Source organism: Capsulimonas sp., assembly GCF_039929585.1.
Taxonomy (GTDB): Bacteria; Armatimonadota; Armatimonadia; order Armatimonadales; family Capsulimonadaceae; genus Capsulimonas.
Map to the genome: position 1 here is coordinate 1 of NZ_JBDSQY010000097.1, position 21,316 is coordinate 21,316.

Below are 21,316 nucleotides of genomic sequence, written 5' to 3' on the forward strand. Positions count from 1 at the left end.
GCACATCGTGCACTTCTAGCCGCGACTTCAGTCGCCAGGCATAGAGCTTGCTTAGTGGCGGCGGGTGCTTGGAATTGTATCGAGGAACACGTCGACGTCTTCGACGCTGAGCGCGGGGCTGAACAGAAACCCCTGCATGATGTCGCAGCCAAGGTCAAAGAGGGTGTTGCGCTGGGCGACGTTTTCCACGCCTTCCACCACCACCACCAGATCGAGCGCATGCGCGAGGTCGATCAGGGCGCGGACGACAGCTTGATCGCGGACGTCCTCGGCGAGACCGGTGACAAAAGATCGGTCGATCTTTAGCACGTCCAGCGGGAAGCGCCGCAGATAGGACAGCGATGAGTAGCCCGTTCCGAAGTCGTCGATACAGATCCGCACGCCCAGTTCTTTGAGGGTCGCGAGCGTTTCCGCAGCGCTGTCCTTGTTCTGAATGATCGTGCTTTCCGTCAACTCCAGATCCAGCATCTCCGCTGGAAACCCCGATTCGAGCAGGGCGCTCTGCACTGTTTCCACCAGTCCGACCTGTTCGAACTGACGCGCGGACAGATTGATCGCGACCCGGATATTGCGGCCCTGCTCGCGCCAGAGAGCGCCCTGGCGGCACGCCTCGCGCATCACCCATTCGCCCAGCGGCACGATCAACCCGATCTCCTCAGCGAGCGGGATAAACTGCCCCGGCAGCAGAAGCCCCAGGGTGGGATGTTGCCAGCGCACCAGCGCTTCGACACTGCCGATGCTCCAGGTATTCATCTCAATCTGCGGCTGATAGTAAAGGGTGAACTCTTTGCGCTCCAGGCCCTTGTAAAGGCTGTGCTCCAGAAGAAGCCGGCCAAGCGCCTCGGCGTTCATCGTCTCGGTGAAAAGCTGATAGCCGTTGCGCCCCTGCGACTTAGCCCGGTACATAGCCTGATCGGCGTGGCGCAGGAGTGTCGAATCCTCATCACCGTCATGGGGGTAGACGCTGATACCGATGCTGGCGGTGACAAACAGCTCGTGCCCATCGATTACCAGAGGACGCCGCAGGTTCTCCAGCAGCTTTTGCGCGACATGCGCAGCGTCCTGCGGATCCTTGAGGCTGGGCATCATGAGCGTGAACTCGTCGCCGCCCATACGCGCCAGGGTGTCCTCGGCGCGCAGGGAAATCCGCAGGCGCTCCGCGACCTCCTGAAGCAGGGCGTCGCCCGCCGCATGGCCCAGAGTGTCGTTGACGTCTTTGAACCGGTCGATGTCCAGTATCAAGACCGCGACCTGCTCTCGCTTGCGGCCGGCAATCGCGAGGGCCTGACGCAGTCGATCCAGAAACAATACTCGATTTGGCAATCCCGTGAGCGAATCGTGAAACGCCTGCCACCGGATCATCTCATCGGCTTCCTTGCGGTCCGTGATGTCCCGGCAGGCGCCGACCCATTCGCGCACGGCGCCGCTGGGCTCCAGCACGGGAACGCCTCGAATAAAGAAATCCCGGTATACCCCGTCGTGACGGCGCAGGCGGCATTCAGCCTCGAACATGACATGCTCGGCAAGGCGCCGCCGCCAGAGCTGCGCCGTGCTGTCCCGCTCCTCGGGAGAGACTGCGTGCAGCCAGCCGCGCTCCCGAAGCTGTTCATCGGAGATTCCCAGAAATTCGCTGAGCGCCGGCTGCCAGGAGGTCATCTCGCCGTCCGGACCGGCCGTCCAGATCATCTGCGTGGTGGCGAGGACGAGCGCGCGATACCGGGCTTCGCTTCGGCGCAACTCATCGTCGCTGGGGTTCAGAGATTCAAGAAAAAAGGGCGCCCGATCCTGCCCGCCGGGCAGTGGGATCGGGACTTGAGACGAGGTGGAGCCAGGACGTGCGGAGGCGTCCGCTCCCGGGGAGCGAACGCCTGAAATGATGGATTGCGGGTCATGGGTCGGCATTGTGGGTGTATATTAAGCAAGAACGCTGGTCATAAGCGCGCTTGTCCGTCTTTCTGAAGCAAGCCTTCGCTTTGAGCATTCCCATTTCCTGCTGAGAAATATACCTGAATTCGCTGAATTCGCGACTGAATTCTCGGGGCGCGCCCCTAAGCGAACTCCCACAATGGCCGACTGAAAAGAAAACGCGGCTTAAACAGCCGTAAAGCCCGAGTATTCGCCGACGGGTTCGCCCCAGGCGGTGGTGACGGAATCGACGTGGGCGGTGTGCGGTCCACGCTCCAGCGCGGTGACAAACTGGTTCAGAACGCCTTCTTCTCCCTCGGCGTTCGCCTCAACCCCGCCATCCGCCGTATTGCGCACGGCGCCCACGACCCCAAGCTCCTTAGCGACATGTACGGCGTAGTATCGGAACCCGACTCCTTGGACCTGCCCGCTGACATGGGCTTGAACGCGTTTGACCATCGTTGCTCTCCTTCGCTCGTACGAATTGCTTTTCTCCCAATGAGAAAGCCTACCGACCGAAATTGCAGCCCTCACCCCCCTCTCCCAATTCTGGGAGAGGGGGAGCCCGATTAGGATTTTGTTTGTAAGATCTGATAACTCAAAAACTCTGACTCCCCTTCTCCCAGAATTGGGAGAAGGGGCCGGGGGATGAGGGCCTCCCCCTACTTCTGCATCGTCACCTTGGTCATTTTATCGCCGACTTGCAGCTTGGCGGCCACGTCCAGCCCCTTGAGCACCTGGCCGAAGACGGCGTAGTTGCCGTCCAGGAACGGAACCGGGTTGACGCAGATATAGAACTGCGATCCCGCCGTGTCGTTGGAATCGCTGGTGCGCGCCATGGCGAACGCGCCGGCCACATGCTTGAGCGGATTCTTCACGCCGTTGCTAGTGAACTCGCCCTTGATCTCCCAGCCCGGACCGCCGGTGCCGTCGCCGGACGGATCGCCGCCCTGGACGATCTTAGAGGGGGAGTTCGGATCGAGATCGGCGATGCGGTGAAACGTCAGTCCGTTGTAAAAGCCTTTGTTGACCAGCTTGATGAAGTTCGCCGTGGAGAGAGGAGCTTCCTTGGGGAACAGCTTGATCAGGATCGTGCCCTTGGCCGTTTCCATGCGTACGACCGGTGCGGCCGGAGCTTTTTTGGCCTGAGCCGCCTGCGGCGCGACGATCGCGCCGAGAGTCGCCAGCGTGATTGCGGCGAGGGTGAATGTCTTCATCAATAAAACCTCCGAAAGAGAACTGAGCGATTGATTCGATTCTAGCACTTCGCCCCGCGCGCGTCAAGCACGGGATTTATGGGTTTGCTTCTCCCGGTATGGGAGATAATGTTTGCTTCTCCTGGCAAAAGCGGCGGATGATACGCGCGAACCCGTCAGGGTCGTAATCCATGGGTGAGTGATCGGAGCCGGGTACGGTGTGCAGGGTCCAGTGCGGCAGCGCACGGATCGCCTCACGGGCGTAGGTAATGGGAATGGTCAGGTCGCGCACGCCGTGGATCCAGAGAACCGGCGCCGTGATCGCCCCCAGGCGCTGTACGGAAAGTGGGTTCTCGCACAGCCAGCGCATCTGCTGCTGCAAATCCGGGTCTCGGTTCTTATCGACATAAAGTCGCGTCCTCCGCGCCATCGCCAGCCACTGTCCGCCTCGATGATTGTCCGGCGCCCGCCGCCCCAGGGCGGCGAACGGTTCCGACGCCAAACGCATCAGCCGCAGGCCGTGCATCCCATAACGCGGCGACAAAGTCCAAAATGCGCGCTTCGGCAGCGACGCCCGGTCCAGCGCCGCGTCCACCAGGACAAGCCGGCACACGAGTTCTGGATAATCCAGCGCCACCTGCGCCGCAAGGTTCCCGCCAAGCGAATGTCCTATCAGAGTCACGGACGCCAGCTCCAGCCGCGCGCATGTCTCGGCCACCCAGCGCGCCATATCCACCATCGAGCTGTTCTCCGTCGCGGGCGTCGTTTCCCCTGTCCCCGGCAAATCCAGCGCGACCCCGTAGGACCACCCGGACATCTCCTGCAGAGCGCCACACCAGAGTTCCTTGCTGCAAGCCCAGCCGTGCAGATACAGCAAGGTCTCCGAACTTTCCGGAGACCCCGCCGCGATGGCTCCCACTCCCTCAAGGAAGACGGTTTTAATCTGAGCTGCCAAAATCCGAGCCGCCGAAGTCTCCGCCGCCAAAGTCGCTACCACCGAAATCGGAGCCACCAAAATCGGAACCGCCAGAATCACTGCCTCCAGAACCGGAGTAGTCATTCATAAAATCGACCCCGCCAGCATTGTCGTAATTGTCTCCAGATCCCGGATTCATGAAATCGACGCCACCAGCATCGTTCTGGCCACCACCAAAGTTTGCAGCATCGTTATAACCTTGATAATATGCGTTGTCTGTCGAATACGCATAACCCGAGTGGCCAAACCCTCCACCATAATGGGGTGCAAAAAGACTTCCGAGCACTTCTGCGCCAACCCAGCCCGCCAACAAACCGCCACCGAAACCACCCCACCCAGAATTCTGATAGTGCCAGTAATCACGGTATGGATCGTATTGGTTATACGCATACCACGGCACTTGCTGTCCATTGACGTTGAAGGCGCGTACTTGGGGCATTTGCCCACGCCGCAAATCATCGGCCTCTTCGGGCGTCGCCAGCACTTGGCGGCTTTCACCATTGACGGTAATGGTCACGGGTACGAGGTTATTCAGCGGAGCTGGCTGCGATGAGAAAAACGAGACGCCGCGCTGGTTTTGCGGGATCGATTCCACTTCTGGTTGTGACGCAGGAAGCGGCTCCGGTCGGAATGCGTCATCACCGGGAATATTTCCCGTGCCACCCGTCGCGCGGTCTAGCGCACGCCGCCCTTGTTCAATATCCGCTTGCGCGCGATCTAACAGCCCCTGAGCCCGATTGATATCTGTAACCTCAGTAGCGCTCAACAATATTTTGCTGGCTTGATCGTATTTGTTAGACGCCGCTTGACGAAACGCTCGAACTTGATCGGAATCAGGATTATTTTTGGGCAAGACATCCCCATAATTGTCAAGATACTCGATTCCTTGGAGAACATTGCCTCGAAGAGCCTCTACAGGCTCACGGGCAACTGCAATATTTTGTTTCTTCTTGCGCAACGCCATCACGATGAGCACAACAACAGCCAGAACGACAACAAGGAAGATCCCCCAAAGAAACGCCTGCCCGCCGTACTCCTTATTATTTACTTTGGATGCAACATTTTGAGCCAGCGCGCTGATGCCTTCTGTTTTATCCCGCAGTATCAAGGGCTGGGCTTCTTTTGCTAATTGAGTTTCCTCAGCTTTGGTGAGACCATCAGAAACGACAGTAATACCCGCTTGCCCTGTTGTGTTCGGGTGATTATGGAACACAACGACAACTAGCCCATTCTTACCAAGGTTTAGGCTGTCATGCAGCTTAGTTGTATATTCTCCGCGAGTTCGATAACCATTAGGGAGTGTATCAAGAGCGGCAATCTTTATGAAGGTATGTGGATTGTCACGTCCCTGCTTTGCAGCTTCCTCCAGCGCGCCTTGATTGACATCCGTCAGACGTGGGTCAACGTAAACATTACCGGCAAGCAATGTTTGAAGCCCCGGGTCCATCTGGGAGGTCGCAGCCCCACTTCGCACAATCCCGCCGCCCTGCTGGGCGTGCGCGGCGCTTACCGATATCGTTAGCAGCGTCATTGCGGGCATTACCTGCCAAAGACGCATCTTGCTTCTCATTTGAGGAGTTCTCCTACCTTCCGTTACGTATCCGTCGAACAAATCGTTCGCAGTCGCGTGCAGGTATAATACCCACATGGTCAATCTTCATGAGGCGCTTGCGTTTCTGCGCGGGCTTGCGCCCGAGGACAGCGCGCTGGACAACGATCCCATCGGTCTTCTCATCACGTCGCCGGAGGCGCAGGATGTGGCGCGTATCGGCGTCTGTCTGGATCTCACGCCGGACGCCGCCCGGCGGGCGGCGGAGGCTCGGGTGGATCTGATCGTCGCCCACCATCCCCTGCTCTACCATCCCCTGAAGCGGATCGATCCGGACGCCGACCCGATCTCCGCCGCCGCCGTCACGCTCGTGAAGCATAACATCGCGCTCTACGCGATGCACACGAACTGGGACCGCGCGCAGGGAGGGATCAACGATACGCTCGCCCATACGCTCGGCCTTCGGAACGTTATGCCGCTCGGGCATGAAGGCGCGAAAACGCTGCCCCGTTTGGGCGACCTGCCGGCGGCTCTCAGCACTGACGACTTTTTCGCCTGGGTCGCCGCGAGGCTCGACGGAACGGGAACGAACGCCCTCCGTATCAACAGACCCGCCGGCGGCAAAAAAGTTGCGCGGGTCGCGGTCTGTGGCGGCGCGGGCGCGTTTCTGATGAACGATGTTCTCAGGGCCGGCGCGGACGCCTATGTCACCAGCGACGTCCGCCACCATGAGTTTCTCGACGCCGCCGCGCGCGGACTGGCGCTGCTGGACGCTGGACACGACGCCACGGAGGCGCCCGGCATGCGGCGCATGGCGGAAATATTGACGGAGCAATTTCCTTCCATCGAGACCATTTGGATCGGAGAAAAGGGGATTTGAGCGCGTTTTTAACAGCCAAACGATTTTTTTTGTTCCTCTGAACGCATTTTCCGGTATATCTACCGGCGCTCTACCCTCCAGTTCGCGGGTAAATTAAATGCGGAGGGCTTTTATTCGATGGCGACACACAAAGAACGACTGAACAACTGCCGCAACTCGGCCTCTCATCATGAGGATACAGGGGCGCGCACTCCGGCCGCCGATGCATCGGCGCTGATGTCCGCATCCTGGGAACTGGATCCGAGCGAGCAGATCGTCGCAGCCTTGCGCTCGTATTTCCTGACCCACACGTTTGACTCTCTGACCGGCGAAGTCCATACCGTCCATTAGTCGGGACGCCGCGATCGGCTCACGAACGCGCCATCTCGATCCTTCTAGCGCTCTCATTACAACTTAATCCCCCGCGCAGCCGCCACACGAAAGATAACCCCGTCGTCTTCCGCGTGGCGGTTGTTTTTGCTCTTCGCGAGAAGCGACGTGCAATTCCCGCGCGATTGGGTATTATGCGTCCAATATGGACAGTGAGATCGACTTTTCTTCCCTCGGCGTCTCCGGCGCCCTGTCACAGATGTACCGCCAGGACGCGCAGGGCTTTTTGCCGCTGATCGCCGTGTTTCTGGAAGGCGCCCTGCCCGCCGAAACGCGCGTCGAACGCGCCGGCGGACTGTTCCGAAAGAACAAGCCTGTGACGCGCGTTACGTCGACGATTGGCGAGAGCGTCTATGTGATCGAGGACAACCGGGGAACGCTCGCCACGCGACGCGAGAAGATCGTGCGCGGAATTCGCCTGAAGTCCGAGGAGCTTCCGATCCATCAATGGCTCACCGCCCTTTCGGAAGACGTCGCCGGCCGCGCCGCGTCCGACGAAGCGGCGATGGCGGCCATGCGCCGGCTGCTGGAGTAATCCCTCCGACGCCCCTCGCCGGGAACCAATCCCTCGCGCAATGCGCTCCCACTCAAAAAGGAGAATTTCCATGCCCGATCCCTACATTCCCGGTTCCCAGGAAGGTATTCCCGCCAGCGCCCGCGGCCGCCTCGCCGCTATGCTCCCCGGCGCGAACAAAAAAGGTCTCTTCACCAGCGATCTCTCCGTCAATGAATTTCTCCTCGTCAAAGAAGTCGGCTTCGACCCCGTCGGCCTCGTCTTCGGCTCATCGATCTATCATATCGGCTGGCAGAAGCCCGCGCTCAACCAGAGCATGGAGCTGGACACGCTGACACAGGCCATGTACCACGCGCGGGATCTGGCGATGACGCGCATGGAGGAAGAAGCCGACATGCTGGGCGCCGACGGCATCGTGGGCGTCCGCCTAGAAATCGGCCGCCAGGAATGGGGCGAGAACCTCGCGGAGTTTGTCGCGGTCGGCACGGCGGTCAAGTCGCGCACCGGAGGCAACTTCCGGACACCGAATGGGCGTCCGTTCACCTCGGACCTCAGTGGACAGGACTTCTGGACACTCGCCAAGGCGGGCTACCGGCCGCTCTCCTTTGTAATGGGCAACTGCGTCTACCATGTGGGTTACCAGGGGATCAAAGCTTGGTTCTCGCAGATCGGCCAAAACGTGGAGATGCCGACCTACACCCAGGCGATCTACGACGCCCGCGAACTGTCCGTGGCGCGCATGCAGAGCGAAGCAGAACAGATCGGCGCGGACGGCGTCGTCGGCGCCTCCGTGCACGAAAACTCGCATGGCTGGGGCAGCCACGTCATCGAATACTTCGCCGTGGGCACCAGCGTCGTCTCCATCGGAACCGAGCACCACGTTCCCACCCCCAGCATGGTGCTGCCGCTGATCGACCGATAGCAGGACTTTCCCCACGTCTCCGCGAACATCCTGGGTGGACGCACGCTGGCTCTCGGGCGTCCACCCAACCCACTGTTGGAGGAGAGTCTGTTATGCCCACTCAAATTTCAAAATACAAACTTCCCTGTTCGCTGGCGCTGATCGCCGCTGCGACGCTGCTTCCATCCATAAGCCACGCGGATGTGCGTTATACGATGGAGATGAAGATGGCCGGCGCCAAAGCCGACACGGACGCGGGGGGGCCGGCGATGGACGGCTCCATGCGCACCACGACATTCCTGAAAGACATGCGCGAGCGCGAAGAAACCGCGATGAACTTCGGGCCGATGAAAATGACCACCACGACAATCACCCAGTGCGACAAGCATCAGGAGATCAAGCTCGATTCCGATTTGAAAATCTACACGGTTTCCCCCATCGGATCATTGATGGCCGGAAGTTTGACGCCCTCCGAGTCAATGCGGCGACATAAAGCGGACGACCAGGGCGCCGGCGGCGGAACCGGCAAGATCACCATGACCTTCACGGCAAAGGAGCTGGAGAAGGAAAAGGTCGCCGATGTCATGGCGCGCCACGCCATGATCACCTTCCGCACGCAGTCCTCCGGATGCGCGGGGAACGACGACAACACGATGAAGATGGAGCTCTGGATGGCTCCAATCAAGGCGGGGCTCAACTGTCCCGAACGCTACGCCGAATCGCGCGTGGTCCCCAGCGCCAAAGGCTGCCAGATCACCCAGGAGATGAAGGGCGATATGACGGGCCTGCGCGACATGTTCGGCCTGATGTCCGTGAAACAGGTCTTTTATGACTCCAAGGACAAACCCCTCTTCACCCGCGAGCTGCGTGAACATTCGACCGCCACACTCGACGATGCACTGTTTGATGTCCCTTCGGACTACAAAAAAGTAACCGAAGACGAATTTAATAAGCAGCAGCAGCAAAAGATGATGAACTCGTTCATGAAGGGCGACAAAGCGCCTAAAGACGACTCCGACGAAACGACGAACGAGACCGACACAACGGACGCGGACGCTACGGCGGAGGCCGCGAAGCAAGCGGCGGATCAGGCCATCGAAGCAGAAAAAGAGAAACAAAAAGAGAAGCCGAAGAAGAAGATCAAAATCCCTGGGCTTCCCTTCTAAAGTAAGCCTTTACACAAACCATAAGCACTCCACACTAGGCTCTTTCCATATTTTGGAAGGAGCCTATCTTATATTTGGAGGGCCTCCGCGAAGGAGAAAATAGTTCAGAAGATTCCATCATAAACATGGGATAATCTCGTGATCGCGAGAAATGAAGACAAATGGGATCGTCTTCGGACTCGAGAAAAGGATCACGGCCGATTTGATGCAGATTGCTTCAAAATTCTACAAACAAGAGGCTCCTTCGAAGGATCGTATGGCGACGCGCCGCATCGCCGATGATCCTGATGGACGCTCTTTCGAAGCGGCGGATGAGCCACAGTTCTCTCGGCGGCAGCGCCCCGGCGCCAATCGCCCAATTTGGGTTCTGTGCGGAGTCATTTTTATTGGCCTGTCGCTGCTGGCGATCCAGCACGATCATATGATGTCGCCCCAAGCGCCGCGCCTGCTGTTTCTGCTGTTTACAGCGCTGAGCGTCCTGTCGGTCCTCTTTCCGGCAAGCGGCCCGCGCGGCCAGAGGGTCGTCACGCTGCCCGGCATCGGTCTGGGCGCCATGCTGCTGCTGCCCCCGTTTGCCGCCGTAGTCCCGCTCCTTCTTGCGAACGCCGTTTACGCCGCCACGCGCGACATCTCCTCGGCGCGCCGAGGAGCGCTGGACCGCGGCGCGTGGCTTGCGCTCGCCACGCTGGTCTCCGGCGGCTTTTACCACTCGCTGGCCGGGGATCTCGCGCAGCGCGCGGCGGACGACCCGACGCCGGCGCCTTTCATCCCGCAAATCGCCTTCGCCTGTCTTCTCTACAGTGCGATTTACGTCCTCGGACGCCAGATCAACCTTCCCTTCGTACAGCCCGTCCAGCAGGCGACGCGTTCGCGCACGGCGACGGATTGGCGGCTCGAAGCCCTGGCGCTGACCGCCTGCGCTCCCGTGGCGCTGATGATGGTTTTGACCTATCACGCCTCGCATAACATCGGCGATGTCGCCCTCTGCGCGTGCCTGATGATTCTGCTCGCCCTCATCGCCCATTACGGCTTCGAGGTCGCCATGCTGCGTGAGCAGGTCGACGCCATGGAGAAACTGAGCGCGGTCACGCTCTCGCAAACGAACCCACACCGACTGACCGAGCGGTTCCTCCAGCTTTCCGCGCGGCTGATCGCCTGCGACCGGGCGACCCTGTGGCTGACCGACGAAACACAGCCGCGCCTGGAGCGTGTCAGCCGACAAGGCGGATCGTCCGGCTCCGTGCCGAACGCCTGCCGTCTCTCAAGCTCTATCAGCACCATTCGATTCGGTGAAGGCTTGATCGGTAAGGCCGCCGACCGCCAGGCCCCACAGATTATCCGAGAAGGAGCGCGTGGCGGGGCGCGGGACGAATCCACGTTCTGCCTTCTGCTCGTGCCCTTGGTGGTCGGTGGCGAGACAATCGGCGTGGCGCAGTACGAGCGGGACGCCCCACAGTCCTACACCGTTCGGGACATCGCCCGAGTCCGGTCGCTGGCGACACAGACCGCGACGACGCTCGCGAACATCCGAATGCATCAGGACGTTTACAATCAATCAGTCACGGACGAGCTAACGGGGCTCTACAACCGCCGCCATATCACCTCAGTACTGCTCACCGAACACCGCCGCGCCGAGCGGTATGGCCATGCGATCTCCATGATCCTGCTGGATGTCGACGGCTTCAAGATTTACAACGATACCTACGGACACCCACAAGGCGACGTCCTCCTCAAACGTCTCTCGGCGCTGCTGCGTGAAAATGTCCGAAGTGTGGACATCGTCGGCCGCTGGGGAGGCGAAGAGTTCATCATCGTCATGCCCGAAACGCCCAAGGAAGAAGCGTGGCGCACCGCCGAGCGCCTGCGAATCGCCGTCGCCTCCGCCGTCTTTCCCGGCCACCCGGATGACGAAGACGAACGGGTCTACAAAACCATCAGTCTCGGCGTCGCCACCTTCCCGGACGACACCCAAGACATGCAGACCCTCATCGCCATGGCGGACCAGGCCCTCTACCGCGCCAAACACGGCGGGCGCAACCAGATTGTCGTCGCCGGCGCACAAAGCAGCGGCCAGCACTCAGAAAACGCGGCGGCGTAAGATCGGGTTATATCGGGTATATCGGGAACAAATCAGCTCGCGTTTGCGCTATGATATCTAGCTCTTACGTTTTGCTGCAAGGTGTTCTATGTTCAAATCCCGTACGATTCCAACTCTCGCCGCCGCGCTGTTCCTTTTCGCGCTCCCCTTCACGGCGGCGCACGCCAAGGCCGCGCACTCGCAGGGCATGCACGGCGACGCTCGGTTTGAGTACCATGGCTCGGTCTTTACCCAGTTCCTCGTCGACTCCTACAAAGAAAACGGCCAGTCCGACCCACACCAGTTTTATGCTTGGCTTGATCAGGCGTCCAAGCCGTTTCTGGAGAACGAAGAAACGCTGCCGGCGGCTTTGGAGACGAAGCGCGCGGAGCTTGCGCGCATTTCCGACCCCAAATTGAAAGCTGCAAAGGAGATGGAGATCGGCGCGTGGACACACAAGCTGATCAAAAAGGCCATCCCGAAGTTCAGCCTCGATCGCGGCTACGACTTTACCAATACCGTGACGTACGGTGAGCGCCAGTGCTTCCTTCAGTCCGTGCTGATCGCTGGCCTGCTGCAAAAGATGGGCATGGACGCCGGTGTCGTCATGGTCGCCCGCAATATGGTCGGACAGACCACCAACAACGGGCATGCCTCCGCCGTCCTGCGGCTCTCGAACGGAAAGGATGTGCTTGTGGACGCCTCCGAGCCGGAGCCGTTCGCCCGCCACCAGGGCCTGTTCGCATTCAACACCGCCAAGTCCGCATCCCAATATATCAACCCAAATTTCGAGGGCGCCAGCGGCGTCATCCTTTCGTACCGAGGCCAGCCGAATAACGCCAAGGTCGCGACGGCGCAGGTTCGAACGCTCAGCGTCCCCTTCCTGCGATCGCAGTTCGAATACTACCGCGGCGAGCGCACCGTCGGCGGCCTGATCCTGACTCCCCTGACGGCGCAGGGCCTCGCGACCGAAGAAAGCCGTCTGAAAAAAGCCGTGCGCCTCTGTCCGCAGAACCCGCTGGCCGTCTACATGCTCGGACGCGTTTCCATGCGCATGGGCAAAAAGGACGCCGCCAAAGCGCAGCTGACGGCCGCGAATGCGCTCTATACCCGCGCCGGGTGGGTGCCCGCCGGCATGACCGACGCTTACCGGCAGGCGCATCGTTAACCTTTGGCGCAAATCGCCAACCTTTTCACCCCACTCGCCCCGGAGAGAATTCTCTCCGGGGCTTTTTTTGTCGCCGAAAATAATGCTTGACATCACCTTTAAAAAGCGACATAATAGCCCGTAATAAGTTTTGCTATAAATTTACTAGTATTTAACGCGCCGCTGAGAGCCGGCGATCGGGAAAGGAGCAACGCGGTGCATCAGCAAAAGCCGGGAATTCTCAATGGCAAAGCGCCGCAGCCGGCGACGGCGGTGGAAATTCCTCTTCAGAAGATTCAAGAAGCGGTCGCAAGCATCCGATTTGGCACAGTACAGATCATCATTCAGGATGGCCGAGTCGTGCAGATCGATAAGACCGAAAAAATTCGTCTTGTTTAATTCTCGAAAAGACTAGTAAATCACTATCATTAGTGGTATACTGTCTTTAATAAAATGATGTGGCTGACTCGTCAACGAGAGGCCCCGCAGACGCCAGGCGAATAACTATCCATCGCCAATGGCTTGCGGGGCCTTGTCGCGTCTATGAACCTCCCGGCGCTTCGCCGCGCCGGGAGGCAAAAGCCGGCAAGAACGCATGGAGCCGTCATTTATTCGTTCGTACTATTACCAAGGAGATCACCCAAATGTCCAATGTCCGATCCTCCCGCAAGGGCTTTACCCTCATTGAGTTGCTCGTTGTCATCGCTATTATCGCGATTCTCGCTGCTATCTTGTTCCCCGTCTTTGCCCAGGCCCGCGAAAAGGCCCGCTCCGCCACAGACGTCAGCAACCTCAAGCAGCTCGGTCTCGCCACGCTCCAGTATCTGCAAGACAATGACGAGCGTTTCTTCCCAACCGTCACCGAGCGCGAGGCGCCGGCGGGCGCGGTCAACGATCCCGTCTCAGCGGCCGTCTTCAGCATCCGCGGTCGCCTGGAGCCGTATATCAAGGGCGGCCTGAAGACCAGCCAGGGCGGCAATATCTGGCGCGATCCTTCCGCCACCGTCGCATGGCCCTCCCCGCAGCCGCTTTCCGGTCCGACCAGCGCGAACGTCTACTGGCCCAACGACTACGGCTTCAACATTAACGAAGGCAACACCAATGCGGACGGCACGCCCGGCGCCAGCGCAGCGGCGGTCACCTACTTCCAGACGGCGCATGGCGCAAACATCGGCGTCAACAAAGACACTACCCTCGCGGCGCTCAATAGCCCGGCGAACCTGATTCTGATCGGCGATACGCAGCGCGCCGATAGCACCGTCTCACGCGGATCGCTGACTCCCCAGTATCTCCTGGGCAACACCGCAAACTCCGTCTCACTTGATCCGGCGTGGACGAACTTGAACTCGCAGGCGGCGCTCCACGCCCGCCACCAAGGCCGCGCCAATGTCGGCTTCGCCGACGGCCATGTCAAGTCCGTCATCCCCGTCCAGACATACATCGACGACACGCACAACAACTGGGATCGCTCGCTCTAATTCGATTAGTTTCGACCCCTCCGCCCCAATAATGGGGAACTCGGACACGATTTCGGCCCGCCGTTTCTCCCTTCCCCGGAGACGGCGGGCCGAATATTTTGTCAGAACGCTTTTCCACGCCCAACAAGCGTCAAATCCCGTCGTACTTGGAATACCCGCGCTCATTCCAGTAGTCGGCGGGCTCTTTTGCTGTGTAGGTGATGTGGGTGATGGCCTTGATATTCTTGAGGCCCAGCTTCATCGGCGCGATTAGTCTCAGCGGAGCGCCGTGCTCCACGGTGAGCGGCTTGCCGTCCTGATGGGTCGCCAGCAGTGTCTGTGAGTGCCGCGCCGTGCCGAGGTCGATCGAGACATAGTACGGATCGGAATTTCCGTCAGTGTCCACATTGACGGCGGACTCCATGTTGACCCAGCGCGCATCGGGCGCGGGTGGGAAGGCGCGCAGCAGGTCCGCGAAGCGCAGGCCGCCCCACCAAGCGATGGCGCTCCAGCCCTCCACGCAGACCAGACGCGTGATCTCGTCGTGATGGCCGAAGCGCGTCACCAGGTCATGCAGCCTCAGAGTCTGCGGCTTGCCAGCGGCGAGGCCGTCCAATTTCAAAGTCCAGTCGGGGATATAGTCGGGTTCGGGCGTCCCGCCTCCGTAGTTGTTGCGCAGGTCCGGCGTGATCTGGGATTTGGCGTAGGTAGGGACCGTGCGATTGGGCGAGTACAGCGCTTCGGCGACGTCGTCATCGAAGGTCAGCGCCTTCCCCAACAGCGTTTCCTTACGCGCCGCCGTCAGCCCTGTCCGCGCCTGAAGCGAATCCAGCCGCGCTTTCTGCGCCTGGGTAAGCACACGGCCATGCGTGTCGTCCGGCAGCAGCCACCAGAATGCGGACGCCGCCGCGACCGCGCCGGCCCCGTAGATCAGGAAGTCGCGCCGCGACTGCATTTGCAGCCGCCGCCTCGGCACAAGGATCGGTGACGGCGCTTCCTCGGCGAATCGCGACCTCACCTTTTTCTCAGGCTCTGTCTTCTCCTCGTGTTCCGATGCGTCATGCACTTTCGCTTCATCTCCGTCCATAATCCACCGATCCTCCCACGCCTTCGCATGGCGTCTCGTCCTTCATACAAACGAAACGCGCGAGAAGTTCCGTCGCCATCATCGCCGATCCTATTGCTATGATACCGTCAGCACGATCTTTCCGATATGTTCGCTGCTCTCCATCAATGCGTGCGCCTGGGCGACATCGGCGAGCGGGAAGGTTCGGTAGATGAGTGGCCTTACTTTGCCGCTTTCCAAGAGCGGCCAGACGTGCTCGTGAAGATCTCGCGCGATCGCTCCTTTTTCGGCGACGGTGCGCGGGCGCAGCGTCGATCCGGTGACGGTGAGGCGCTTGACCATCAGGAGGGTGAGATCGACTTCAATTTTGGCGCCCTGCAAAAACGCGATCTGGACAAGGCGGCCTTCTCGGGCGAGCGCCGCCAGATTGCGCGAAAAGTACGGACCGCCGACCATGTCGAGAATCAGATCCACGCCGCGCCCTTCGGTGAACTGTTTGGCCTCGGCGACGAAGTCTTGAGTTTTGTAATTGATCGCCAGCTCCGCTCCGAGCGAGCGGCAGACGGCGCATTTTTCCTCCGTGCCGGCGTCGGCGATCACGCGCGCGCCGAACTGATGCGCGAGCTGGATGGCCGTCGTCCCGATGCCGCTGCTTCCGCCATGGACGAGAAACGTCTCGCCCGCCTGGAGATGGCCGCGCTGAAAGACGTTGGTCCAGACCGTGAAGTACGTCTCCGGCAGGGCCGCCGCTTCGATCAAGCTCAGTCCTTGAGGAATGGGGAGGCACTGCGCCGCCGGAGCCGCGCAGTATTCCGCGTACCCACCGCCGCTCACCAGCGCACAGACTTGATCGCCGATCTTATGGCTTTCAACGCCCGGGCCAAGCGCAGCGATCGTTCCAGCGATCTCCATTCCCAGAATCGGCGACGCGCCCGGCGGAGGGGGATAAGCGCCCTGACGCTGGGCGATATCGGGACGGTTGACACCCGCCGCCGCGACACGGATCAAGACTTCACCCTCGCGAGGCGTGGGCGCCGGGCCATCGGCAAGCGTCAACGCCTCCGGACCGCCCGGAGCCTCCATGGTAATATATTGCATGATTACTTCCCTCACTGCCCAAAGAGTCCCCGTCCGCCGTCAGGTCGAAACTCCAAAAACGATCTCTCTTTGACAACCTGACCAAAATACGGAATAATGAGAGGGCGCGTTTCTTCCGAATATTAAAAGCGAATGACTACTACCGTTCCTACCACTGAACATCGCAAGGAAGAGACAAGCATGGATGCGCCGGATCTGCGCCATCTTTTCGAGACGGCGCAAGACGATGATTTCGAAGACCTTGTCCGTCTCGCCGGACATATCTGCGGAGCTCCGATCGCACTGCTGTCCCTGCGCGACGGCGACCGCCTCTGGTTCAAGGCTCGTCTGGGGCTGGATCTTTGCGAAATCCCCTACGAGATCTCCTTCTGCCAGTACGTTCAGGAACGCGATCAGGTGTTCGTCGTCCCGGACGCGCATCTGGACGAACGGTTCGCGGACAATCCTTTTGTGACCCATTCGCCGCACATACGGTTCTACGCTGGCGCGCTTCTGATTTCCTCCAGCGGCGCGCCGCTCGGAACGCTTTGCGTCGCTGGCCGCGATCCTCAAGATCTTTCCCACGATCAGAAAGATGCGCTGCTGCGGGTGGCGCGGCAGGCCGTTCTGCTGATCGAGATGCGGCGAAACAGCCTCAAAAGCGTCGTGGATACCGTCCCTATCCTGATCGCGCGCGTGGATCGCAATCTTCGCTACCTTTTTGTAAACAAGACTTACGAGAAGATGCTGGGCGTGTCCCAGGAACAGGCGGTGGGACTTCGGATTACTGATGTTTTGGGAGCGCCGGCCTTCGAGATCGTTCGGCCTTATACGGAGCGGGCGCTTCGCGGTGAAGCGCTTGCATATCACGCCTGGGTGCCGATGCGCGGCATCGGCCCACGGTATATCCAGGCTTCTTACACCCCCGAGTTTGGGACGAACGGCGCCGTGATCGGATTTCTGATCTCCGCAATCGATATCACCGAACGCAAGCAGGCTGAAGACGCGCTGCACGAGTCTCAGGAAGCCCTGCGCGCAAGCGAAACGGCGCTGCGCAGCTTCTACGACAGTTCCGCCGTTCTGCTTGGGGTCACCGAAATCCGAGACGATGAAGTCTACTTCATCTCTGTCAACGGAGCGACGGCGAATTATCTGGGACGATCGATCGGTCAGGTGCAGGGAAAGTCGCTTCGCGACCTTCGTATTCCAAAGGAGATTCGCGGGTTCTGGCTGGAAAATTGCCGCAAAAGCGCCGAAATGGGCGAGCCGGTCCGGTTCGAGTACGCGCGGACCATCAATGGGATCACCCGCTGGCTCGCGGTGAGCGTGTGCCTGATGCCGGGCAATCCCTGTGCGCCGCCCCGGTTTGCCGCCGTCGCCGAGAACATCACCGAGCGTAAGAGCATGGAGGCGGATCGTGAGCGCACGCTGGAGGAAGCGGTCCGGCTGGCGGATCACGACCCGGTGACGGGTCTGCTGAACCATCGCGCCTTCCATCGAAAGCTCGTCAAAGAAGAAGAGCGAGCCCGCCGCGAGCGCTTCCCTCTGGCCGTCCTGATGATGGACATGGACAACTTCAAGTTCTTCAACGACGCCTATGGGCACCCGGCCGGCGATGATGTCCTGCGCCGGATCGCCGAGGCGCTTCGGCGCTGCTGCCGGGACCACGATGTGGTGGCGCGCTTCGGCGGCGATGAGTTCGCGATGCTGATGCCCGGTGCGGGGACCGCCGAGGTGTCGTCGATCAAGATACGCATTGAGGAAGCCGTGGCCGAACTGGGCTATACGCCGCCCGGCTACGACACCACGATCCCACTCAGTCTGTGTGTCGGCGGCGCCGTGTTTCCCCACGACGGCGCGGGCCATGCGGAAGTGCTGGAGGCGGCGGACCGGCGGCTGATGCGAGCCAAGGCCGAAGGGATGGGAGCGGAGGAAGCCGACCGCCTGCGTGCGGCCGTCGCGGAAGAAACCTCTGGCTTCACCATGCTGGACGGCCTGGTGGCGGCCGTGGACAACAAAGACCGTTACACAAGACGCCACTCCGAGGATGTCATGGTTTACAGCCTGGACATCGCGCGGGAACTGGGCATGGACGCCGAAAGCCTGCGTACGGTGTCGGTCGCGGCCCTGCTGCACGACCTGGGCAAGATCGGCGTTCCGGACAAGATCCTGCGCAAACCGGGCCGGCTGACCAAGGAAGAGTTCGACGCGGTCAAGCAGCACCCAATGATGGGCGCCGCCATCGTCGCGTCAGTCCCAGGATTTGAAGACACGCTCGACGCCGTGCGCCACCACCACGAACGCTGGGACGGCGGCGGCTATCCCCACGGCCTTGCGGGCGAGGAATGCCCCTTGATCGCCCGTCTCATGGCCGTCGCCGACGCCTTCAGCGCCATGACTACTGACCGCCCCTATCGCAAGGGAATGCCCCGCGAACAGGCCCTCGCCATCCTGAAAGACGGCGCCGGCTCCCAGTGGGACCCAAAGTGCGTCGCCGCCTTCCTCCGCGCCCATCTTTACACCGGCGCGATGGAGAGCGTGAGCGATCCATCGGCCTCAACCGTGAGCATGAAATCGTAACCACGGCCAAGATGCGAGTAGGCAAGACGCACCGGCTGCCCCGCAGCCAGCAGTTCGGCGCCGCCGCTGAACGCCGCCCAATCGGTAAAGTATCGGCGGACGTCTGCGGAAAGATGCCCAGGCAGCGCCGTCAGCTGACGGATTGCTCCGTTTACAACGACCTCCCCGGTAATTACGTCGCCAAAGATCAAGTGGATTTTTTCGCCATTCTGCGAGAGAACTTCCCGAATAAACGCGGCTAACGCCGGCCCGCAAATGTTCACTTCCTCGTCCTTGCCGCGGCTTGGTATGGGACGGAAGGGGGGCGGCTCAGCCAGGTCCGTATCCGTACCACTGGATCCGGTGCGAACTTTGGCGCGCAGATCTTCGATCGTCACCCCATGTTCGGCCAGCAACTTCCCTGCTGCCGAGTCTTCCTGTTTCACCAGCCCCATCAGCAAATGCTCCGTGCCGATATAGTTATGACGAAGCGCCCGCGCTTCCTCATACGCGAAGTCAATCACATACTTCGCCCGAGGCGTCAGCTGCATGTCGCCGCCAATTTGTCCCTCGCCGCGCTTCACGCGCGCCAAGAGCTCCACGCGCAAGCCCACAAGATCGACGCCACTTTCCTGCAGCAAGTTACCGGCGACATTGTTCGCCTCACGCAGCAAGCCGAGCAGAATGTGCTCCGGCCCGACATAGTTCTCCCCTAAGTATCTCGCCTCTTCTTGAGAATAAAAAATGACCTTACGCGCGCGTTCACTGAACCTCTGCCACATGGAAGTCTCCTCATATCAAATCCTCGCATCAATATAACGCAGAGTTTCATCAAAGCATGGAATTCTTCCTGCAAGGCTAGTCGTCGTCATCAACAGCCTCGCGGCCACGCGCGATCCACCGGCAATGCGCGTCAAAGTAGAGGATTTGCGCGCCGCCGTGGTGGCGGTAGGTGGGATTGATGGGCGACTGTGCGAAGTCCTGTTCGGCTTCGTAAGTCAAGACGGTGCTTGTGGGCTGCGCGATGACTTTTACTGAATAAGGATCGTTCCAGCCGCAGTTCAAAGGCTTCCCCTGATAAAACGTCGGCATTCGGTACGAACCCGCGCGGCCTTCTTCTTTGCGATCGTAATCGTCGGGACAGGTAAAGATCTGGGGCGTATGGATATAGGGCCGGCTGTCTTCAATCAGCCCCGCGAACGAACCGCCGTCGGGAGGGGTGAAGCCGTCGGAATCCTGCGCGTACATGTGGATCGCCAGTCCGACTTGTCGATAATTGCCGAAGCAGGCCGACGCCCGCGCCTTCTCCCGCGCCTGGGCGAAAACAGGGAATAAAATTGCCGCCACGATGCAGATAATACCGATCACGACAAGGATCTCGATCAGGGTGAACGCTCGGTTTTTGCAGGTCATGGCGGTGAGTGTACCGCTGTATTCTTTGATTTTATATTAATTTTATCTAATCTCTCTTGATTTAATCTTCTCTTAACATAAGCCTCCCATAATCAGCGTATCCTCATGATAACAAAGATTTAATACCCGAAAGGTACGTTTCCAATGAAAACCACCCAGAGCCTTCGTAAGGGCTTTACACTGATTGAATTGCTCGTTGTCATCGCTATTATTGCGATCCTCGCCGCTATCCTGTTCCCCGTCTTCGCCCAGGCCCGCGAAAAGGCCCGCCAGACGACTTGCGTCTCCAACTGTAAGCAGTTCGCTCTCGGGATTTTGCAATACGCTCAGGACGCTGACGAATCAATGCCTATCGCTTATAAAGATAAGTACATGGCGGGCGTGTATACGTCTAAGACCATTGGCGTACCGGAAACAGGCGTCCAAGCTGAGATTATGCCCTATATCAAAAGCCACGATGTCTTTCGTTGCCCGAACGATTCCGGCCCGGGAGTCCAGGTGAACGGAATGTCGGCCGCGCAGGCGGCGGGACACTCCTATTGGGAGCTGCAAGGCACCTCGTACAAATTCACCAACCAGAACTTCTCCAGCCCCTTCCCTGTGAAAACGATCACGGGATATGCAACTTCCACTACTGAGTGCTCCGGCGGAAACGGCTCGATCGCCTACGATAGCGCTGCCGACGCTTGGAACTATACCCCCGGCGCTGGAACATGCACCCAAACGGGATTGAGCACCGTTACTCTCTCAGCCTTTACTCGTCCGGCCGAGACACGTATGTTTGCCGATTGGCAGAAGCCGTTTGGCGATACCGCCGCGAAACTTGCCTCGAACACCGCCAGTGCATTCCACAAGCAGGGCGCGGCGATTGCCTACGCCGACGGACACGTGAAGTTCGTCACGAATACGAAAGCTTACGAAACTGGCTGTGACGGCATCGACTGGTCCTGGGATCCGACCCAGACATGCAATGCGTCTGGCTTCCAGCGCGCGCAGGACTAATTTCCATTCCGCGCGTTCCTCAAACCGGGCTTCCCAGCATTGGGAAGCCCGGCTGTATTTGT

19 protein-coding genes and 1 pseudogene are annotated in these 21,316 nt (G+C 59.9%); 11 read left to right on the forward strand and 9 right to left on the reverse strand.

Features of this window, described 5'->3' with window-relative positions:
• Positions 1 to 51: 51 nt before the first annotated feature.
• The 5 genes from ABIZ35_RS06950 to ABIZ35_RS06970 all read right to left on the reverse strand — a co-directional run bounded on the left by ABIZ35_RS06950 (position 52) and on the right by ABIZ35_RS06970 (position 5,647).
• Positions 52 to 1,902: an EAL domain-containing protein gene (locus ABIZ35_RS06950; protein WP_348219155.1), complete on the reverse strand. Its 1,851-nt coding sequence runs from the start codon at positions 1,900 to 1,902 to the stop codon at positions 52 to 54.
• Positions 1,903 to 2,091: 189 nt separating this feature from the next.
• Entirely contained in the window at positions 2,092 to 2,364 is a 273-nt protein-coding gene (locus ABIZ35_RS06955) for an acylphosphatase (protein WP_348219156.1), read from the reverse strand.
• Between the two features lie 203 nt (positions 2,365 to 2,567).
• Entirely contained in the window at positions 2,568 to 3,122 is a 555-nt protein-coding gene (locus ABIZ35_RS06960; protein ID WP_348219157.1) for a peptidylprolyl isomerase, read from the reverse strand.
• Positions 3,123 to 3,198: 76 nt separating this feature from the next.
• Positions 3,199 to 4,056 (reverse strand): alpha/beta hydrolase, encoded by an 858-nt coding sequence (locus ABIZ35_RS06965; RefSeq protein ID WP_348219158.1) that lies wholly within the window; start codon positions 4,054 to 4,056, stop codon positions 3,199 to 3,201.
• Positions 4,040 to 5,647 carry a hypothetical protein gene (locus ABIZ35_RS06970; RefSeq protein ID WP_348219159.1) on the reverse strand — a complete coding sequence of 536 codons (1,608 nt, stop codon included), beginning with the start codon at positions 5,645 to 5,647 and terminating at the stop codon, positions 4,040 to 4,042. The genes ABIZ35_RS06965 and ABIZ35_RS06970 overlap by 17 nt, the downstream gene beginning before the upstream one ends.
• A 76-nt stretch (positions 5,648 to 5,723) precedes the next feature.
• Between ABIZ35_RS06970 and ABIZ35_RS06975 the strand changes: the two genes are divergently transcribed.
• The 9 genes from ABIZ35_RS06975 to ABIZ35_RS07015 all read left to right on the forward strand — a co-directional run bounded on the left by ABIZ35_RS06975 (position 5,724) and on the right by ABIZ35_RS07015 (position 14,158).
• Positions 5,724 to 6,506 (forward strand): Nif3-like dinuclear metal center hexameric protein, encoded by a 783-nt coding sequence (locus tag ABIZ35_RS06975; RefSeq protein ID WP_348219160.1) that lies wholly within the window; start codon positions 5,724 to 5,726, stop codon positions 6,504 to 6,506.
• Between the two features lie 117 nt (positions 6,507 to 6,623).
• Complete coding sequence (locus ABIZ35_RS06980) at positions 6,624 to 6,836, forward strand: hypothetical protein (protein ID WP_348219161.1); 213 nt, start codon at positions 6,624 to 6,626, stop codon at positions 6,834 to 6,836.
• 184 nt (positions 6,837 to 7,020) lie between these two features.
• Entirely contained in the window at positions 7,021 to 7,410 is a 390-nt protein-coding gene (locus ABIZ35_RS06985) for a hypothetical protein (protein ID WP_348219162.1), read from the forward strand.
• Positions 7,411 to 7,480: 70 nt separating this feature from the next.
• Positions 7,481 to 8,311, forward strand: a complete 831-nt coding sequence (locus ABIZ35_RS06990; RefSeq protein WP_348219163.1) for a heavy metal-binding domain-containing protein — start codon at positions 7,481 to 7,483, stop codon at positions 8,309 to 8,311.
• 92 nt (positions 8,312 to 8,403) lie between these two features.
• Positions 8,404 to 9,456 carry a hypothetical protein gene (locus ABIZ35_RS06995; protein ID WP_348219164.1) on the forward strand — a complete coding sequence of 351 codons (1,053 nt, stop codon included), beginning with the start codon at positions 8,404 to 8,406 and terminating at the stop codon, positions 9,454 to 9,456.
• A 205-nt stretch (positions 9,457 to 9,661) separates the two neighbouring features.
• Positions 9,662 to 11,554 (forward strand): sensor domain-containing diguanylate cyclase, encoded by a 1,893-nt coding sequence (locus ABIZ35_RS07000; protein WP_348219165.1) that lies wholly within the window; start codon positions 9,662 to 9,664, stop codon positions 11,552 to 11,554.
• 88 nt (positions 11,555 to 11,642) lie between these two features.
• Positions 11,643 to 12,701 carry a hypothetical protein gene (locus ABIZ35_RS07005; protein ID WP_348219166.1) on the forward strand — a complete coding sequence of 353 codons (1,059 nt, stop codon included), beginning with the start codon at positions 11,643 to 11,645 and terminating at the stop codon, positions 12,699 to 12,701.
• A 252-nt stretch (positions 12,702 to 12,953) separates the two neighbouring features.
• Positions 12,954 to 13,079 carry a YezD family protein gene (locus ABIZ35_RS07010; protein ID WP_348219173.1) on the forward strand — a complete coding sequence of 42 codons (126 nt, stop codon included), beginning with the start codon at positions 12,954 to 12,956 and terminating at the stop codon, positions 13,077 to 13,079.
• A gap of 245 nt (positions 13,080 to 13,324) precedes the next feature.
• Positions 13,325 to 14,158, forward strand: a complete 834-nt coding sequence (locus tag ABIZ35_RS07015) for a prepilin-type N-terminal cleavage/methylation domain-containing protein (protein ID WP_348219167.1) — start codon at positions 13,325 to 13,327, stop codon at positions 14,156 to 14,158.
• 130 nt (positions 14,159 to 14,288) lie between these two features.
• Here ABIZ35_RS07015 and ABIZ35_RS07020 read toward each other — a convergent pair whose 3' ends face one another.
• On the reverse strand, positions 14,289 to 15,224 hold the full coding sequence (locus ABIZ35_RS07020; RefSeq protein ID WP_348219168.1) for a molybdopterin-dependent oxidoreductase: 936 nt from the start codon (positions 15,222 to 15,224) through the stop codon (positions 14,289 to 14,291).
• A 96-nt stretch (positions 15,225 to 15,320) separates the two neighbouring features.
• A complete protein-coding gene (locus ABIZ35_RS07025; RefSeq protein ID WP_348219169.1) occupies positions 15,321 to 16,301 on the reverse strand; it encodes an NAD(P)H-quinone oxidoreductase in 981 nt (326 codons plus the stop codon).
• A 132-nt stretch (positions 16,302 to 16,433) separates the two neighbouring features.
• Here ABIZ35_RS07025 and ABIZ35_RS07030 point away from each other — a divergent pair, with 132 nt between their 5' ends.
• Positions 16,434 to 18,860 (forward strand): HD domain-containing phosphohydrolase, encoded by a 2,427-nt coding sequence (locus ABIZ35_RS07030; RefSeq protein ID WP_348219170.1) that lies wholly within the window; start codon positions 16,434 to 16,436, stop codon positions 18,858 to 18,860.
• On the opposite strand, the gene ABIZ35_RS07035 is transcribed toward ABIZ35_RS07030, so the two are convergent.
• Both ABIZ35_RS07035 and ABIZ35_RS07040 read right to left on the reverse strand, forming a co-directional pair.
• Positions 18,797 to 19,621 carry a Clp protease N-terminal domain-containing protein gene (locus tag ABIZ35_RS07035; RefSeq protein ID WP_348219171.1) on the reverse strand — a complete coding sequence of 275 codons (825 nt, stop codon included), beginning with the start codon at positions 19,619 to 19,621 and terminating at the stop codon, positions 18,797 to 18,799. The two genes, ABIZ35_RS07030 and ABIZ35_RS07035, sit on opposite strands and share 64 nt — an antisense overlap.
• Before the next feature lie 445 nt (positions 19,622 to 20,066).
• Positions 20,067 to 20,252: pseudogene (locus ABIZ35_RS07040) on the reverse strand (type II secretion system protein); the annotation flags it as partial.
• A gap of 144 nt (positions 20,253 to 20,396) precedes the next feature.
• Here ABIZ35_RS07040 and ABIZ35_RS07045 point away from each other — a divergent pair.
• Positions 20,397 to 21,254, forward strand: coding sequence for a DUF1559 domain-containing protein (locus ABIZ35_RS07045; RefSeq protein WP_348219172.1), 858 nt, complete (start codon positions 20,397 to 20,399; stop codon positions 21,252 to 21,254).
• Positions 21,255 to 21,316: the final 62 nt, after the last annotated feature.

Bases quoted from the DNA above. Each gene is read 5' to 3' on its own strand.
- ABIZ35_RS06950 (WP_348219155.1), bottom strand. From the start codon at position 1,902: ATGCCGACCCATGACCCGCAATCCATCATTTCAGGCGTTCGCTCCCCG.
- ABIZ35_RS06955 (WP_348219156.1), bottom strand. From the start codon at position 2,364: ATGGTCAAACGCGTTCAAGCCCATGTCAGCGGGCAGGTCCAAGGAGTC.
- ABIZ35_RS06960 (WP_348219157.1), bottom strand. From the start codon at position 3,122: ATGAAGACATTCACCCTCGCCGCAATCACGCTGGCGACTCTCGGCGCG.
- ABIZ35_RS06970 (WP_348219159.1), bottom strand. From the start codon at position 5,647: ATGAGAAGCAAGATGCGTCTTTGGCAGGTAATGCCCGCAATGACGCTG.
- ABIZ35_RS06975 (WP_348219160.1), top strand. From the start codon at position 5,724: ATGGTCAATCTTCATGAGGCGCTTGCGTTTCTGCGCGGGCTTGCGCCC.
- ABIZ35_RS06980 (WP_348219161.1), top strand. From the start codon at position 6,624: ATGGCGACACACAAAGAACGACTGAACAACTGCCGCAACTCGGCCTCT.
- ABIZ35_RS06985 (WP_348219162.1), top strand. From the start codon at position 7,021: ATGGACAGTGAGATCGACTTTTCTTCCCTCGGCGTCTCCGGCGCCCTG.
- ABIZ35_RS06990 (WP_348219163.1), top strand. From the start codon at position 7,481: ATGCCCGATCCCTACATTCCCGGTTCCCAGGAAGGTATTCCCGCCAGC.
- ABIZ35_RS06995 (WP_348219164.1), top strand. From the start codon at position 8,404: ATGCCCACTCAAATTTCAAAATACAAACTTCCCTGTTCGCTGGCGCTG.
- ABIZ35_RS07000 (WP_348219165.1), top strand. From the start codon at position 9,662: ATGCAGATTGCTTCAAAATTCTACAAACAAGAGGCTCCTTCGAAGGAT.
- ABIZ35_RS07005 (WP_348219166.1), top strand. From the start codon at position 11,643: ATGTTCAAATCCCGTACGATTCCAACTCTCGCCGCCGCGCTGTTCCTT.
- ABIZ35_RS07015 (WP_348219167.1), top strand. From the start codon at position 13,325: ATGTCCAATGTCCGATCCTCCCGCAAGGGCTTTACCCTCATTGAGTTG.
- ABIZ35_RS07020 (WP_348219168.1), bottom strand. From the start codon at position 15,224: ATGGACGGAGATGAAGCGAAAGTGCATGACGCATCGGAACACGAGGAG.
- ABIZ35_RS07025 (WP_348219169.1), bottom strand. From the start codon at position 16,301: ATGCAATATATTACCATGGAGGCTCCGGGCGGTCCGGAGGCGTTGACG.
- ABIZ35_RS07030 (WP_348219170.1), top strand. From the start codon at position 16,434: ATGACTACTACCGTTCCTACCACTGAACATCGCAAGGAAGAGACAAGC.
- ABIZ35_RS07035 (WP_348219171.1), bottom strand. From the start codon at position 19,621: ATGTGGCAGAGGTTCAGTGAACGCGCGCGTAAGGTCATTTTTTATTCT.
- ABIZ35_RS07045 (WP_348219172.1), top strand. From the start codon at position 20,397: ATGAAAACCACCCAGAGCCTTCGTAAGGGCTTTACACTGATTGAATTG.